Source organism: Streptococcus sp. GMD3S, assembly GCF_000298695.2.
Taxonomy (GTDB): Bacteria; Bacillota; Bacilli; order Lactobacillales; family Streptococcaceae; genus Streptococcus.
In genome coordinates this window covers 19002-34319 of the sequence record NZ_AJRC02000003.1, presented here as the reverse complement: position 1 = coordinate 34319, position 15318 = coordinate 19002, and the positions used below count along the sequence as shown (strand labels likewise).

11 protein-coding genes are annotated in these 15318 nt (G+C 41.4%); 3 read left to right on the top strand and 8 right to left on the bottom strand.

From position 1 onward, the window contains the following. Positions 1–18 precede the first annotated feature (18 nt). The 3 genes from pdxT to nox form a co-directional block, all read right to left on the bottom strand. The gene (pdxT, locus tag GMD3S_RS0201985; RefSeq protein ID WP_000689957.1) at positions 19–600 is read right to left on the bottom strand and encodes a pyridoxal 5'-phosphate synthase glutaminase subunit PdxT; all 582 of its coding nucleotides are present in this window, start codon (positions 598–600) and stop codon (positions 19–21) included. Then, complete coding sequence (gene pdxS, locus GMD3S_RS0201980; RefSeq protein WP_000138514.1) at positions 601–1476, bottom strand: pyridoxal 5'-phosphate synthase lyase subunit PdxS; 876 nt, start codon at positions 1474–1476, stop codon at positions 601–603. A gap of 150 nt (positions 1477–1626) precedes the next feature. Beyond that, positions 1627–3006 carry a H2O-forming NADH oxidase gene (nox, locus tag GMD3S_RS0201975; protein WP_000036760.1) on the bottom strand — a complete coding sequence of 460 codons (1380 nt, stop codon included), beginning with the start codon at positions 3004–3006 and terminating at the stop codon, positions 1627–1629. A 307-nt stretch (positions 3007–3313) separates the two neighbouring features. On the opposite strand from nox, the gene GMD3S_RS0201970 reads away from it, so the two are divergent. From GMD3S_RS0201970 to GMD3S_RS0201960, 3 genes are read left to right on the top strand one after another with little or no spacing between them, the layout of a single operon-like run. Further along, positions 3314–4243: an FAD:protein FMN transferase gene (locus GMD3S_RS0201970; RefSeq protein ID WP_008284369.1), complete on the top strand. Its 930-nt coding sequence runs from the start codon at positions 3314–3316 to the stop codon at positions 4241–4243. 18 nt (positions 4244–4261) lie between these two features. Next, entirely contained in the window at positions 4262–4867 is a 606-nt protein-coding gene (locus tag GMD3S_RS0201965; protein WP_000915930.1) for an NADPH-dependent FMN reductase, read from the top strand. 17 nt (positions 4868–4884) lie between these two features. Further along, a complete protein-coding gene (locus GMD3S_RS0201960; RefSeq protein ID WP_000673674.1) occupies positions 4885–6129 on the top strand; it encodes an NAD(P)H-dependent oxidoreductase in 1245 nt (414 codons plus the stop codon). An 83-nt stretch (positions 6130–6212) separates the two neighbouring features. On the opposite strand, the gene GMD3S_RS0201955 is transcribed toward GMD3S_RS0201960, so the two are convergent. The 5 genes from GMD3S_RS0201955 to GMD3S_RS0201930 form a co-directional block, all read right to left on the bottom strand. Then, positions 6213–6470 (bottom strand): DUF896 family protein, encoded by a 258-nt coding sequence (locus GMD3S_RS0201955; RefSeq protein ID WP_000371290.1) that lies wholly within the window; start codon positions 6468–6470, stop codon positions 6213–6215. Between the two features lie 41 nt (positions 6471–6511). After that, positions 6512–8548 carry a glycine--tRNA ligase subunit beta gene (gene glyS, locus GMD3S_RS0201950; RefSeq protein WP_000164799.1) on the bottom strand — a complete coding sequence of 679 codons (2037 nt, stop codon included), beginning with the start codon at positions 8546–8548 and terminating at the stop codon, positions 6512–6514. A gap of 259 nt (positions 8549–8807) precedes the next feature. Continuing rightward, positions 8808–9725 carry a glycine--tRNA ligase subunit alpha gene (gene glyQ / locus GMD3S_RS0201945; protein ID WP_000038733.1) on the bottom strand — a complete coding sequence of 306 codons (918 nt, stop codon included), beginning with the start codon at positions 9723–9725 and terminating at the stop codon, positions 8808–8810. A gap of 211 nt (positions 9726–9936) precedes the next feature. Beyond that, the gene (locus GMD3S_RS0201940) at positions 9937–10308 is read right to left on the bottom strand and encodes a GFA family protein (protein WP_000912017.1); all 372 of its coding nucleotides are present in this window, start codon (positions 10306–10308) and stop codon (positions 9937–9939) included. A gap of 317 nt (positions 10309–10625) precedes the next feature. Continuing rightward, positions 10626–15137 (bottom strand): S8 family serine peptidase, encoded by a 4512-nt coding sequence (locus GMD3S_RS0201930; RefSeq protein WP_001081923.1) that lies wholly within the window; start codon positions 15135–15137, stop codon positions 10626–10628. Positions 15138–15318: the final 181 nt, after the last annotated feature.

Here is a 15318-nt window from a genome sequence, read left to right as displayed (position 1 = left end):
AAAGTTGAGAATCTTTTCTCAACTTTTTTCTTTACACATATTGATAAAGTACTGGTGCAAGCGAGCATCATCTGTCAATTCTGGATGAAAAGAAGTTACCAGCATATTCTGTTCTTGCGCAGCAACGATTTGGTTATTCACTACTGCCAGAACATCAACATCCTTACCAACTTCACTAATAATCGGACCTCGAATAAAGGTCATGGGAATCTGACCGACTCCCTTACATTCTGCCTCCGTATAGAAACTTCCTAGTTGGCGTCCATAAGCATTACGCTCTACTACTATATCCATAGTCGCTAGATGACTTTCTTCCTGAGAAGTGATTTCCTTAGTCAGCAAAATCAACCCTGCACAGGTCCCAAAAACGGGTAATCCAGATAGAATGGCTTCTCGGATGGGAATCAACATCTGTTGGTCACGCAAGAGCTTGCCCATGGTTGTAGACTCACCGCCAGGTAATATCAAACCGGACAAGTCACTCTGATGTTGTTGAAAATCATCTAAATTTCTGATTTCGACACTAACAACACCTAACTTTTCTAGCACTTTTGCATGTTCTGCAAAGGCACCTTGCAAGGCTAATATTCCGATTTTCATCTATTTTCCTCGCTCTGCCATAAGAATTTGGATTTCATTCTCATTGATACCAACCATGGCTTCCCCTAGGTCTTCAGAGATTTGAGCCAAAATTTGAGGATTTTGGTAGTTGGTTACAGCTTTGACAATGGCACTTGCTCGTTTAACAGGGTCTCCTGACTTGAAAATACCTGAACCGACAAAGACGCCCTCTGCCCCCAGTTGCATCATCAATGCCGCATCTGCTGGCGTTGCAACACCTCCAGCTGCAAAGTTTACAACTGGCAACTTACCATGTTCGTGGACATATTGAACCAATTCAATAGGGACTTGCAAGTCCTTAGCAGCCACATAGAGCTCGTCCTCACGTAGGTTTTGAATACGGCGAATTTCTTGATTCATCATACGCATATGACGAACGGCTTGAACGATATCTCCTGTTCCTGGTTCTCCTTTTGTCCGAATCATGGAAGCTCCCTCAGCGATACGACGCAAGGCTTCACCCAAATCCTTGGCACCACAGACAAAAGGAACTTGGAATTCTTTCTTGTCCACATGGAAACGGTCGTCAGCTGGAGAAAGCACTTCACTCTCATCGATATAGTCAATCTCAATAGCCTCTAAAATCTGAGCTTCAACAAAATGCCCAATTCTGACCTTGGCCATTACTGGAATGCTGACAGCTTCTTGGATTTCCTTAATCATCTTTGGGTCGCTCATACGGGAAACCCCACCAGCTGCACGAATATCAGCTGGAATCCGTTCCAAGGCCATAACAGCTGCCGCACCAGCAGCCTCTGCGATACGAGCCTGTTCAGGGTTCTGAACGTCCATGATAACCCCACCTTTGAGCATCTGTGCCAAGTTTTTATTTAGTTCATAACGATTTTCAGTCATTTCTTTATCCTCATCATTTGTATTAGTAGCTACCATTTCATTTTAAGCCAGATTAGAATGAAGTACAAGATAGAAAAACAATAATTGTCTGGGTACAGTAATATAAAAAACTATCTGACCTTAATTTAAGGCCAGATAGCTCAGCTATTGTTATTTTTCAGCTGTAAGTGCAGCCATTGTAATGTAGTTGTATGGTTTGTTGAAATGTGGCAAGAAGAATAGGTCTGTCAATGCCAATTTATCAATCGTTACATGCTCTTGGATAGCAAGTGAGAACATGTGGATTCCCATACTGATAGCAGCATCATGTGAAACCATTTGTGCACCAAGGATTTCGCGGCTGTCTTTGTCAAAAACAATCTTGATGGCAACTTCGTGGTTGTCATGCTTCATAAATTCTGGTTTTTGAAGATCGTTAAAGCCAGTTTCAGTTGCATTGTAACCTGCTGCTTTTGCTTTTTCAAGAGTCAAACCAGTTGAAACCATGTGAAGACCATAGATTGAAATACCGTTTGATCCTTGCACACCGATTCCTTCCAATTCATGTCCACAAGCGTTATAAGCACCAACGATACCAGTACGTACAGCGTTAGATGCAAGAGCGATGTAGCTTGTATCTTTACGAGCATTGTCATAAACAGTCGCACAGTCACCAACAGCGTATACACCTGGGATAGATGTTTCTTGTTTCTTGTCTACAAGGAAGGCACCGTTGCGGAAAAGTTCAATCTTACCATCTGCAAGAGCTGTGTTTGGACGGAAACCAACAGCAAGAACCACCATATCCACATCAAATGTTTCTTTGTCTGTTACCAGGCGTTCAACTTTACCATCACCTTGGATGGCTTTAACTGTTTGACCAAGTGCCAAGCGGATGTTATGGTCTTCCAAGTTTTTCGCCATCATTTGGGTAAAGTCTTTGTCATAGTAGCCGTTCAAAACAGTGTCTACGATATCAACAAGCACCACTTCTTTTCCAAGACGTTCGAAAGCTTCAGCCAGCTCAACACCGATGTAACCACCACCAACAACGGCAATGCGCTCAAGGTGTTTGCTCTTGTCAGCAAGTTTTTCGATGACTTCTTCTGCATTTTGGTACAACTTAACAAATTGAACATTTTCAAGTGTTGCTTTGAATTCTCGGTTACCCTTAACGATTTCAACACCTTCGATTGGAGGCAAGATTGGAGTTGAACCAGTTGCAAAGATTAATTTATCATAAGACTCTTTGTGTTCTTTACCTTCAACTTCAGCAGTCACAACTTTGTTATCGTAGTCAATTGAAAGAACTGGTGAGTTCATGTAAATTTTAGCACCTTTTGCTTCCAATTTTTCTTTATCAGAGTAGAAGAGACCTTCTGGGCCATCAATTTGTTCCCCGATCCAAAGCGCCATTCCACAACCAAGGAATGAAATATTTGAGTTTTGGTCAAATACTACGATTTCGTTCTCATGACCAAAGTTATCCAACATCGTATTAATACAAGCTGTACCAGCGTGGTTAGCACCAACTACAACGATTTTACTCATAGAAAAATTCCTACCTTTAATTTTTGATTTACTTTTCTAGTATATCATTTACTGTTAGCGTTTACAAGACATTTGCTCAGAATTCTCTTTTTTTCAGAAAAAAATACACTTAATATTAACAAACCTTATTTTTCTATCGTTTTCATTCTAATTTTGAGCATATTTCTTGACTTTTTGTCAAAATCCATTTGTGAAAACGCTGACTTTATGGTATGCTAGTTACATGGAAATAAAATGTAAGGGGTTTAATTTTTCTTTAACCAACTTATATTGAATGATTTCCTATGAAAAGAAAGGAGCTGGTAGCTTGCCTCTTCATTCACGTTCTGAACGGCTAATGGGAACAACTATCACGATTTCATTAGTAGATGAGCGGGCAGAAATCCTGCTTCAGGGCGCTTTTGACTTGCTTAAGGAGCTCGAATACCGCTTCAACGCCAATAGTCAAGAATCCGAACTGATGGAAATCAACTACCAGGCTGGAATCACACCTGTTAAGGTTCATCCTGACCTATTTGAACTGATTGCTCTTGGACTAGAGCACAGCCTAGCTCCCTCTAGCCATCTAAATATCAGTATCGGTCCCTTGATTCAAACCTGGCGAATCGGCTTTGCAGATGCACGACTTCCAGAGTTAAACGAAATCGAAGCTGTCTTGCCTCTAGTTAACCCGCATTTTATCAAGTTGGATCCGACTAACTTTACTATTTTTTTAGAGAAGAAAGGAATGAAGCTTGATTTAGGTTGTTTAGCCAAGGGCTATAGTGCAGATAAGGTTGCCCAGTATTTGAAAACACACGGTGTCACCTCTGCCTTGATCAACCTCGGAGGAAATATCCTCACCATCGGGAATAACCAAGCCAAAGAAGGGAAAGCCTGGCAGATTGGGATTCAAGATCCGCGAAATCCTCGTGGCAATCATCTCCTAACCATTCCTGCTTCTAACAAATCCGTTGTCACTTCAGGTATCTATGAACGCCACCTGACAGTAGATGGAAAAGACTACCACCATATCTTTGATAGTAAGACAGGATTTCCTGTCGAAACCGATCTTGCTAGCCTAACGATTGTCTCTGATAAATCCGTTGATGGTGAGATATGGACAACACGCCTTTTCGGAGAACGAAGCGCTTCTATCCTCTGGCAAGTCGAAAGTATAGATGGGATTGAAGCCATCCTCATCGACAAAGAGGGACGCCTTGCATGTTCTTCAGGCCTTCAAAATTGTATTATGTAAAAAGAGAAAGGAAATCTCATGCTAAAACTTATTGCCATTGTTGGAACGAACTCTAAACGTTCTACAAACCGCCAATTGCTCCAATACATGCAAAAACACTTTGCGGATAAAGCTGAAATTGAACTCGTTGAAATCAAGGATATCCCTGTTTTCAACAAACCTGCAGATAAACTTCTTCCCGCTGAAATTCTTGAAATTGCAGCTAAAATTGAAGAGGCTGATGGTGTGATTATCGGTACTCCTGAGTACGACCACTCTATCCCTGCAGTTTTGATGAGCGCTCTTGCTTGGCTATCTTACGGTATCTACCCACTTTTGAACAAACCAATCATGATCACTGGTGCTTCTTACGGTACACTTGGTTCATCTCGTGCCCAATTGCAACTTCGTCAAATCTTGAACGCTCCTGAAATCAAGGCAAATGTTCTACCAGATGAATTCTTGCTTTCACACTCTCTTCAAGCATTTAACCCAAGTGGCGACTTGGTTGACCTTGACGTCATCAAGAAATTGGATGCCATCTTTGATGACTTCCGTATCTTTGTGAAAATTACTGAAAAATTGCGCAATGCACAAGAATTGCTTCGCAAAGATGCTGAAGAATTTGACTGGGAAAATTTGTAAGATAGGAGACCGAAAGAATGAAATTTGTTGGACTTGTTGGATCAAACTACGATCAATCATATAACCGCAAACTCTTGGAATTTATTCGTCGCAATTTCAAATTCAAATTTGAATTAGAAGTCCTTGAAATCGACGAAGTTCCAATGTTTAACCAAGACGAAAAATGGGACGAAAGCTTCCAATTGCGTTTCTTGTATAACAAGATTACACGTGCTGATGGTGTTATTATCGCTACTCCTGAGCACAACCACACTATCTCAGCTTCACTTAAATCTGTACTCGAATGGCTTTCATACGAAGTTCATCCATTTGAAAACAAACCTGTTATGATTGTGGGTGCATCATACTATGACCAAGGAACATCACGTGCCCAAGTTCACCTTCGTAAAATCCTTGATGCTCCAGGTGTTAATGCCTACACGCTTCCAGGTAACGAATTCCTTCTTGGTAAAGCCAAAGAAGCTTTTGATAACAATGGAAACATCACCAACGAAGGAACTGTTAAATTCCTTGAAACTTGCTTAGATAACTTTGTTAAATACGTAGGAGTCGTTTCGAAATTGAAAAAACCAAAACCAATCGAACCAGAAGACTTGGATTGTGGAAAACCAATTGCTACAACCATTACAGAAGTTGATCCTGACGATCCAGAATGGGTAGAAAAAGTTGCAGCAATCACTGGAGCTGTTTCTGGTGATACCTATGTCAAATTGGACCACGGTATCCTGACAGTTAACCAAATTGATATGTTCTTGAAAGCTATGCCATTTGAATTGACATACGCTGACGACAACAACCAATTCCTCTACTACAACAACGCTCACCAAGATCCAGACACCATGTTCGCTAAACGTGTACCACCTCAATCAGGTAGCCGTATGTCGACTGTTCATGGATCCCTCCCACCAGCACGTATGAAGAACGTAGAGTGGGTTATCGGAACACTTCGCAACGGAAACCAAGAATACGTTCGTACGATTGTTCCAGGTTCTCCTGCAGGTGTCATCAACACCCACAACTACCAAGCAATGTACTATCCTGATGGATCATACGCTGGAATCAATGAAATCGTCTTTAACTTCCAACCATGGCTTGACTGGTACCTAAAAGAGACTGGTCAACGTTTGGTAGGTGGTAGCGGACCATTTGCCCCTACTGCCGGAGGTCATGGAGACGCCGATGCTACTTCTGGCGCTTCTGATTCAGGGGATGCTGGAGGCCACGGTGGTGACGCAGACGCTACTTCTGGTGCAAGCAACTAAGAAACCCAAAAGGAGCCATTTGGCTCCTTCTTTTTTATTACAACAGAAAAGGGGAATGTAAATCATCTACACCCCCTTTCATTTTATGAGTTAGGATCATCTATACTACGGCCGTGCAAACCTTTTTCACGTTGTACCTGACGTAGTTTTTCTGGTGTGACGTCATTGCCTTCCTCGTCCACAATTTTGATTCCCTCGATGTGGTGACGAACAGAACGACGATAACCTTCGATGTACTCCTCACGAAGTTTAGCTTGTTCCACTTTTTCAGCAGAAGTTAAGCCTTCTGTTTTTTTCTTTTTGGCAAGCTCGTTGATACGAGCGATTTTTTTCGGATCCATTTCTTCTCCTTTGTGATAAGATACAGTCCGTTTGACTGAGTTTATTTAGTATTGATTTGGTTAAAACGTGCGAGCTTAGCTGCTTTCTTGGTTAATTGCGACAAGATAGCCAAGCGATTTTGTCGGACAGCCTGGTCTTCAGCCATTACCATAGTATTTTCAAAGAAAGCATCAATAACTGGGCTAAGCGCAAAGAGTTGCTCTAATTGTTGATTTGCAGTCCCTGACAAAACGAGTGATTCTACTGCTTCCGCCAAGGCTTTCTCTTCTTCATTCTCAAAGAGAGCAGGATCGACCGTGTCAGAACCTTCTGCCTTCTTAGCCAAGTTGAAAGCACGTGATAGGGATTCGACAGACGATTTGAAATCTTCTTTCTTGCTTGCTTCGACAAGAGCACTTGCTGCTTCTAGCATATCTGCCACAATAAAGTTTGAACCTGCGAGAACTGCTTCCTTAATGTCTTTTGGAGTTGAACCCATCATCTTATCAACACGAGCCTTGATAAAGTCCATAACCTCTGCTTTATTTTCATAAGTCAAACTGTCGAATTTCAGGGCATAAAGGCTATCAATCAGCTCATCCATAGCAATGTGCCAACCAAAAGCATCCAAGATACGAACCACACCTTGCGTCGCACGACGAAGGGCATAAGGGTCGTTAGAACCTGATGGAATCAAACCTACTGAGAAGAAACTCAAAATTGTATCCAATTTGTCAGCAATGGCTAGAATGGCTCCCACCTTACTCTCTGGAAGTTCGCCTTCGGCTGATGTAGGCATGTAGTGTTCACGAATAGCAGCTGCCACCGCTGGAGTTTCTCCAGCAAGAAGAGCATATTTCTCACCCATAATTCCTTGGAGTTCATCAAACTCACCAACCATACCCGTCAACAAGTCAAACTTGTAAATAGCTGCTGCACGAGCTAGGTCAACTGTTTCATCCACTGACAAACCAGCTTTTTCTGCCAAGAGAATGGCAATCTGCCCCGTACGAATCATGTGTTCACGAAGAGAACCAATCTTTTCGTGGAAGGTCACATGGTTCAATTTTTCGACTAGGTCAGAAATGACCAATTTTTGGTCTTCACGCCAGAAGAATTCACCGTCTTCCAAGCGGGCTACCAAGACTTTTTCATTTCCTTTGATGACATTTTCCAAATGCTCTGCGTTTCCGTTACGAACTGAAATGAAGTTTGGTAGGAGTTTACCGTCTTGATCACGAACAACAAAGTAACGTTGGTGTTCTTTCATCGAAGTTACCAAAACTTCTTCTGGAACTTCAAGGTATTTGGCATCAAAACTTCCCATAAAGGCAGTTGGGTATTCAACCAAGTTCAAGACTTCATTGAGCAAATCAGCATCAATTTCGATACGTACACCATGCTCAGCTTCGATTGCTTTTATTTGGTCAACAATCATTTGCTCACGTTCACGAGGATCCGCGATTACAAACTGTTCACGAAGGTCTTCTTCGTAGCTTAATGCTGACTGAATCTTGGTTTCTTGTCCCAAGAAACGATGACCGCGACTCACACGATCGCCCTTGATATCAAGAAAATCCAAGTCAAACTCTTCTTCATCTAAAAGAACAGTTAAAGTGTGTACAGGGCGGATGTATTCAAAAGTGTTGTTAGCCCAGTGCATGCTGACAGGGAAAGTCAGTGACTTCAAGACGTCTACTACACCTGGAACAATGGCTTCAACTGGTTGCCCCACTTCTTCCTTGGTAACATAGACATATTCTTCACCTTTGATTTCACGGAATTCAATATCTTCAACTGTCAAGCCTTTCCCACGGACAAATCCTTGAGCTGCTTTGGTGAAGTTTCCATCACTATCCAGGGCAATTTTCTTTGCTGGTCCCTTGAAATCTTCTGTCAAATCAGACTGTTTGTCTGCAAGACCAGTCACACGAACAGCCAAACGACGTGGTGTTGAGAAGGTTTGAATGGCTTCAAAGGAAAGACGATTTTCTTTGAGGAAGGCTACCATTTTTTCACCTAGTTGTTTTTCGCTTGGAGTTACCACATAGGCTGGTAACTCTTCAAGACCGAGTTCTACTAATAAGTTTTTTGTCATGTTTTTTCCTTTACATTTTCTTCAATCTTTTTTGATATGCACCTTAGGTACTGGGGACGTCGCTAACTAACTTTTGTGAGTCTGTAAGGAAATCTTATACCAAATAAACTAAGATTTCCAACAGTCTCATCAAAGTGGATTTAGCTGACTGATTTTTGAACCCAAGGTTTCAAAAATTCCCACATAACAGTACGCGGTGCATATCCCTTTAGCAAGTCTTCGACTTGCCTTTAACGATTTTAGAGCACAATATTACTTACTATTCTGCGTCTTCTGCTAGGAGTTTAGCTCGTGTTGCTTCATCCAAAAGTGGGTAACCTAGGCGTTTGCGTTCTGCGACAAAGGTTTTGGCTACGACACGGGCTAAGTTACGGATACGGGCGATATAGCCTGCACGTTCTGTTACGGATACGGCACCACGAGCATCAAGCAGGTTAAAGGTGTGTGAACATTTGAGAACATAGTCATAGGCAGGGTGAACTAAGCCCTCTTCCAAGGCACGACCAGCTTCTTTTTCGAACTTATCAAAGTTTTCCAGCAACATCTCTTGGTCCGAAATTTCAAATGAATATTTTGAATGCTCGTACTCAGGCTGGATAAAGATTTCTCCGTATTTTACACCATCAGCCCACTCAATATCATAGACAGAGTCCACTTCTTGAATATAAGAAGCCAAGCGTTCCAAACCATAGGTAACTTCCGCAGTCACAGGGCCTGTTGCCAATCCACCGACTTGTTGGAAGTAAGTGAACTGAGTGATTTCCATCCCATCAAGCCAAACTTCCCAACCGAGACCAGCTGAACCAGTCGATGGATTTTCCCAGTTGTCCTCAACGAAGCGGATATCATGTTCCAATGGATTGATTCCCAATTTTTCCAAAGACTCAAGATAAAGTTCCTGGATATTTGATGGAGATGGCTTCATAACCACTTGGAATTGGTGGTGTTGGTAGAGACGGTTAGGGTTTTCCCCGTAACGACCGTCAGCAGGACGACGTGATGGCTCTACATAAGCCGCATTCCATGGCTCAGGCCCAATAGCACGAAGGAAAGTGTAAGGGCTCATTGTCCCCGCACCTTTTTCATTATCATAAGCCTGCATGAGCATACAACCTTGGTCATTCCAAAATTGTTGCAAAGTCAAAATAATTTCTTGAAATGTTAATTTCTTAGACATTGAATACTCCTTAATAAAAAATGATTTTTTGCGACACGAGTCTGCCTTGTCGATTTTACGAGGCAAGACGAGTTAGTACTGCGTCTAGCTCAGGCACTCTAGTGCTGAGCGTGGGGCAGTCCGACTGTAAGGAGGTCTCTGCCACTGACGCAGTGGAAAGTCAATCTTTTAGACATTGTTTACTCCTTTAATTTATATTATCTTTTTAGATTTATTCATCAAGCAACCAAGAAAAAGCTGGATCCTGAAAAATATGACGTTTGGGAACAGTTTGTAAATTCTGATCGCATTCGTCTATTGTACCTAGTTTCAAAGCACAGACTTCTGGTATATTTTCTTGAGCAGTGAAAATTTGACTATGACAGTTCTGACAGTAATAGCGTTGTTTTCCTGGAGATGAACTATAGGTAACCAACTGTTCTTTTCCATGCAATACTAGGTTTTTACTACTAACTTTGGCATTCACTGTATAGGCAGACGCAGTTGCTTTCCGACAGAATGAGCAGTGGCAAAAAACTAATTCCGACAATTCCTCATCTAAAGTGTAGGTCACTGCTTTGCATAAACAAGATCCTTTAAGCATTATGCTCCTTTCTACTTAGGCATTAGACGAAATTCAAAAAGAACCGAATTTCAACACCCAAGCCTTGCGACTAGGGGCGTCAGAAACGCGGTTCCACCCTAATTTATTACTTCATTTTTTTTAAAAATACGACAGAAAGCGCCAGTTTCTTAGCTTGTTCTACTTGGCTCCCACTGTCCCAAGCTCGCTTGAAGAACGCCATAAGACTTTCTTTCCTAGCTAGTATTATAGCAGATTTTCTAGCTAGTGTAAACCAAAAATGAGTCTGAAAACAAAGTTCCAGACTCATTTATCAGTAAAGCTTCAGAAACTACTGTTTAAGGGTGTCTTCTTGCTTTTGGTTTTTTGCCATGTAGATTTCTCTTGGCTTGTTTCAATGCTGTAATGGCATCTTTGACATCTTCTTGGCTCGCTCCTGGATCATTCAAGAGTTCCTGAGCTTCTTTAAAGGCTAGAAGATAAGCAGCTTTTTCTTTCTTATCTGCGTAGATAAATCTCGCATTTTTTTCTTGGAAAAGACGTTCATCTTTGACCAGTTTCTTCAGACTAGAGAAGTCAGTAGCTTTGCCATTCAGTTTACTTTTAGCCGTCGCTAGGGCAATGAGAGATTGGTCAATTTGATCCTGTTTGACTTTAGGATCTACAGCTAGTAAGGCAATTTCTTGGAAGGCACGATCATAAGCTCGACGTACTTTTTCCTTGGCATTAGCATATCTTCCAGTTTTAGTCGTTGCATAGTAAGCTTTCATGGCTTCTTTCAAAGCTGCAACATTCGAATCTTTTCCATCCAAAGCCTTACCAGCAGCTTCAAGACTAGCGAGAACTCCATCAATCAATTCTTGCTTCAACTTGCTTGACAAGGCTGACTGCGCCACTTGGAAAGCTTGGTCATAAGCTTTTCTCTTATCTGCACTACTATTAAAGTAGCGAGACGTTTCTACCAGTTCTTTTTGTTGATTTACCGCAGCAATCAAAGCCAACTTAGACACAACAGATAGACGCAAAGCATTATTTCGACCTGGCTGAACGAGCAAGGAAACGAGATCTTCAAGGAGTTCATATCCAGTTGGCAAGGTGACTTCTACAGTATAACGACCTGTAGCAACTTTCTTACCAAAGGCGTATTGACCGTATTTTTCAGCAGGAAGAGTGATACTTGTCCCATCTTCACCTTTCAGAACCACTGTAGTCGTCTTTGGAACGGCTTGATTGAAGGAAACAGACACTGGTGCATATTCTAGGAGATTTGCTAGGAAGGTAATGGTTTGGAAACTATTTTCTTCCGTCAAGTCAAACTCTTGGGACAAGGCACTGATAAATTTCAATTCTGTTCGGTCATAACTGAAAATTTCTGCTGTATAATGACCAAATTGTAAGAAATGAATCGCTTTTGTCTTGTCAACATCAACATATTGCCCCTTGCTATTTTTGATTCGATAAACGTAGAGGGTATCAATATCTTGGTTTGTTTTTGCATCCTTCAAGTCAATTTTAACTCGACCACTATTTTGATCGCGGACAAGTTCAGCAAGCGAGATATAGTCTACATTTCCTGCATAGTCCTCAACAAGATAGTAAATATTAGCCTTATCAACATCCTTAGGAAGTGTATAACTACCGTCAGCATTGGCCTTAATCAGATGGGTGTTCTCAAGCGCACGAGTTCCAGACTGGTCTTTCCCAGTTAGAACCATGGTCCCTTTCTGGTCAAACGGTGTGAGGTAGAAAACTTTTTCTGAAAGGATACCGCCTTGACCCACATCTTTTGGTTTGCGAGCTACGAATTCTTGATTTCCGTCTTTAAAGCGAATATAACCACTTGTGATGACAGGTTTTTGAGTATCAATCTGAATTTTAAAGGTCGTGTATTGTTCTTTTGCTCCTGGAACATCTGGTGTGTAACTGATAACATAGTCATATAAACCATCCGCAACAGTATTGCCATCAAAATCCTGGCCTCTCCAAGCAGTATTATCTAGAATATAACTCTTCAGATTTCTACTGTCACCATCAAAATAATTCTTACGAAGATCCTTTGCATCGCCCTCCCAAATAGGATGTTCATGCTTGGTATCTGTAGCCGCATAAACTGTAGCCCGAAGATTTACAAGGTTTCTCAAAGCAACCGTTTTATATTCAACTAGGTCTTTGTTTCCATCATCATTTGGAGAAATGGCAATACGGACATTCCCTTTTTCGTCCAACTGAAGAACATGCTTACCTTCAGCATTTTGTTCAATCCCAAGAACAGTAATTCGGCGTCCTTGGCGTTGACCTTTAGACACTAGAAGGTCATTTTGCAAGGTTGCGAGATAGGTAGCATCATTAGAGTAGTTAACGGCAGGATTTTCCTTGTCTACTTCCGTGTAAAATCCATTTTTCCCTTCTCGGACAAGATTGTAAATTGGTTTTTCAACAGCAGGGAGATTTTGGAATTCTCCTCGGAAGCCCATAAATGCAAGACTTACAATATCCCCATCATCTGCTGGATCTACAAAGCGAACAAAACCTTCAAGGAAATAGCCATTTGACATTTGTTTGCTGAGTTCAGCAGCAAATTTTCGAGCATCCACTTTAACAGTGACTGTTTGACTGCTGTGGGCTTTGACCGTCACTTCAGGCCAGACTGTCTCCGTTAGTTTTCGAGGTCGAAGGGTGAATTTTCCATCTTGGACTTCGTCTGTATTGGTATTCACCACCATCTTGAGAGTGCGGTCAGTATCTGAAATGTTGTGTACAGTGACCTTGAAAGTAAATTGATCTCCAACATTTCCTAAAGTCACGCTTGGATAACCATTTTCACCCGTTACATAGAGGTCTGTTGACACTGCAGCAGCTGTATCCACAATACCAGAACCTTGCTGACGAGGAGAGGTATAAGTGCCTGTGTCCTTATTAACATGTGGTTTTGCAGTTGACATGATCAAGGCCTTGACAGTCTCTGATACTTGCTCAGGAGTCAATTCTGGATGGTGTTTTTGAAGGTATTCCTTAACCAGAACTGCAACACCCGTAACGTGAGGAGCCGCCATACTGGTTCCGCTGATACTACCGTAGGTATTGTCATTAAAGGATGAGTAGATATTGCCACCAGGAGCTGTCACATCTGGTTTCAATTGTCCATCGGTAGTCACTCCCCAACTTGAAAAGTCAGATAGCTGATTGGCTACATCAGAAGGACGATTATCCATCTTACCATTAAAAACAATCTTGTAGTTTCCTGATTTTAAGGCTTCACCATACTGTTTAGAAATAAATACAGAAGGAATTTTCTTTGCTTCATCATCAATAGCCATATTGATGTTTGCACCTTCTACATTATTGTAGATCAAAGCACCAACTGCACCGTGTTTTCGTGCATTTTTGATCTTCTCTGAAAAGTTCATAGCTCCTCGCTGAATGAGGGCAAGTTTCCCAGTTAAATCCAACTTCGCAAAGTCTTCTTCACGACCTAACCCTGCTTCGACGTATTCGTACTCTTTTCCTTTTTCAAAGTCCTTATCTGCTTCAGGTTGATTATAATCAAATTTTCCGTTATGAAGGCCGGCATTTCCCTCTAGACCTTTAACTTCAAAAACGGCTGTTGTCAATGTTTTATTGTTGACAGAAGCAACTGAAATTGAGTCTTCAACAGTGGATGGATTTCCAACCAAGCCATAGTCTGGGTTTTCGGCTAGCGGTTTTGAATAACCATTTCCAAATGTATTGCTGTTTCCTGCTGAGATAAGAACAGATACTCCCTTGGCACGAGCCCGTTTGATGGCATCCACGATATCGGAACCAGCATCCACCATAGAACCAGTGCTAGATCCCAAACTCATATTAATAGCATCTGCTCCTAAGGCAACTGCATCATCAATCGCCTTTACATAAAGGGCAGAACTGGTCGTTTTTTGGCGGTCTGAAAAGACACGCATAAACATGACTTGGGCTTCTGGCGCCACACCATAAACTTTTTCGCCATTCGGTGCTTCTTTATCAGGATTTCCAGCTGCAATCCCTGTTACGTGCATCCCATGAGAAGTTCTTTCTGCTTCTTTGATTTTATCTGTTCCGTCAAAGTAGTCATAGGCATAGACAACCTTATCGCTATACCATTTACCGTAATCGATTCCAGCAGCCTTTTTAGCTGCTTCGATAGCTTCCTTGTTTTTAAATTTTGCTTTTGACGGATCCGAAATTCGAAGAACCTCATGATTCAAATCAAGCCCTGAGTCAATAATGGCAACAACGGTCCCTGTCCCCTTGTAACCAGCCTTCCAAGTTTTCGGTACTGTGATGATATCATTGCTTGAAAGACTATTTGGTTTTGCAGACTCAGTTTTTTCTTGTTCTTTTTCTGTAGTTGCTGTTTCTCCATTAGTTTTAGGAGCTGTCGTTGCTTTAGCCTCTTTTTTCTCTATGGTAGAGGACTTCTCAGTAGCAGGCGCTGTACTGGTATCGACTGTTGTTTCTTTTTGAACGACACCTTGATTTTCTTCTTTTGCAACTGCGCTATCTTTTCCTGATTCTTGGGCTTCGGCAGTTTTATCAACCGGAGCATCTACCTTAGCATCTTGTTTACTAGCATCCTCTTTAGAAGTTTCAACTTCTTGTTTCTCTCCAACTACTGGTGCTATCCCATTAGTATTGGTTTGGTCAGTCGCAGAGTTTGAGTGTTTATCGTCTTTTAGCTCTGTCTTAATTTCCTGAGTTTGAGCTTGATTTTCACCTGTACTCTGCTCATTGGCACTGACTTGACTTGCTCCAAAAACCAATGCAGTTCCCAATAAAACTGAAGCAAGACCAAATTTGTATTTCCGTAATGAAAAACGTTGTCGTCTATTCATAAATAATCTCCTTTTTCTTTAAAGTATACCTATTATAACGCAAATAATCATAAATTTTCATAAAAATCTGAATTGTCACAAAAATGTAATATTTACGTATATATTTTACTTATTTAATTTTATCATTCGTGTTATTTGCTCCATCAAACCACAGTTTTTTTTAAATTCATTCCTATATTTC

Coding starts and splice junctions, on each gene's coding strand:
- GMD3S_RS0201960 (WP_000673674.1), top strand. CDS start 4,885: ATGAAATTTGTTGGACTTGTTGGATCAAACTACGATCAATCATATAAC.
- GMD3S_RS0201930 (WP_001081923.1), bottom strand. CDS start 15,137: ATGAATAGACGACAACGTTTTTCATTACGGAAATACAAATTTGGTCTT.
- glyQ (WP_000038733.1), bottom strand. CDS start 9,725: ATGTCTAAGAAATTAACATTTCAAGAAATTATTTTGACTTTGCAACAA.
- GMD3S_RS0201965 (WP_000915930.1), top strand. CDS start 4,262: ATGCTAAAACTTATTGCCATTGTTGGAACGAACTCTAAACGTTCTACA.
- GMD3S_RS0201955 (WP_000371290.1), bottom strand. CDS start 6,470: ATGGATCCGAAAAAAATCGCTCGTATCAACGAGCTTGCCAAAAAGAAA.
- glyS (WP_000164799.1), bottom strand. CDS start 8,548: ATGACAAAAAACTTATTAGTAGAACTCGGTCTTGAAGAGTTACCAGCC.
- GMD3S_RS0201940 (WP_000912017.1), bottom strand. CDS start 10,308: ATGCTTAAAGGATCTTGTTTATGCAAAGCAGTGACCTACACTTTAGAT.
- pdxT (WP_000689957.1), bottom strand. CDS start 600: ATGAAAATCGGAATATTAGCCTTGCAAGGTGCCTTTGCAGAACATGCA.
- pdxS (WP_000138514.1), bottom strand. CDS start 1,476: ATGACTGAAAATCGTTATGAACTAAATAAAAACTTGGCACAGATGCTC.
- nox (WP_000036760.1), bottom strand. CDS start 3,006: ATGAGTAAAATCGTTGTAGTTGGTGCTAACCACGCTGGTACAGCTTGT.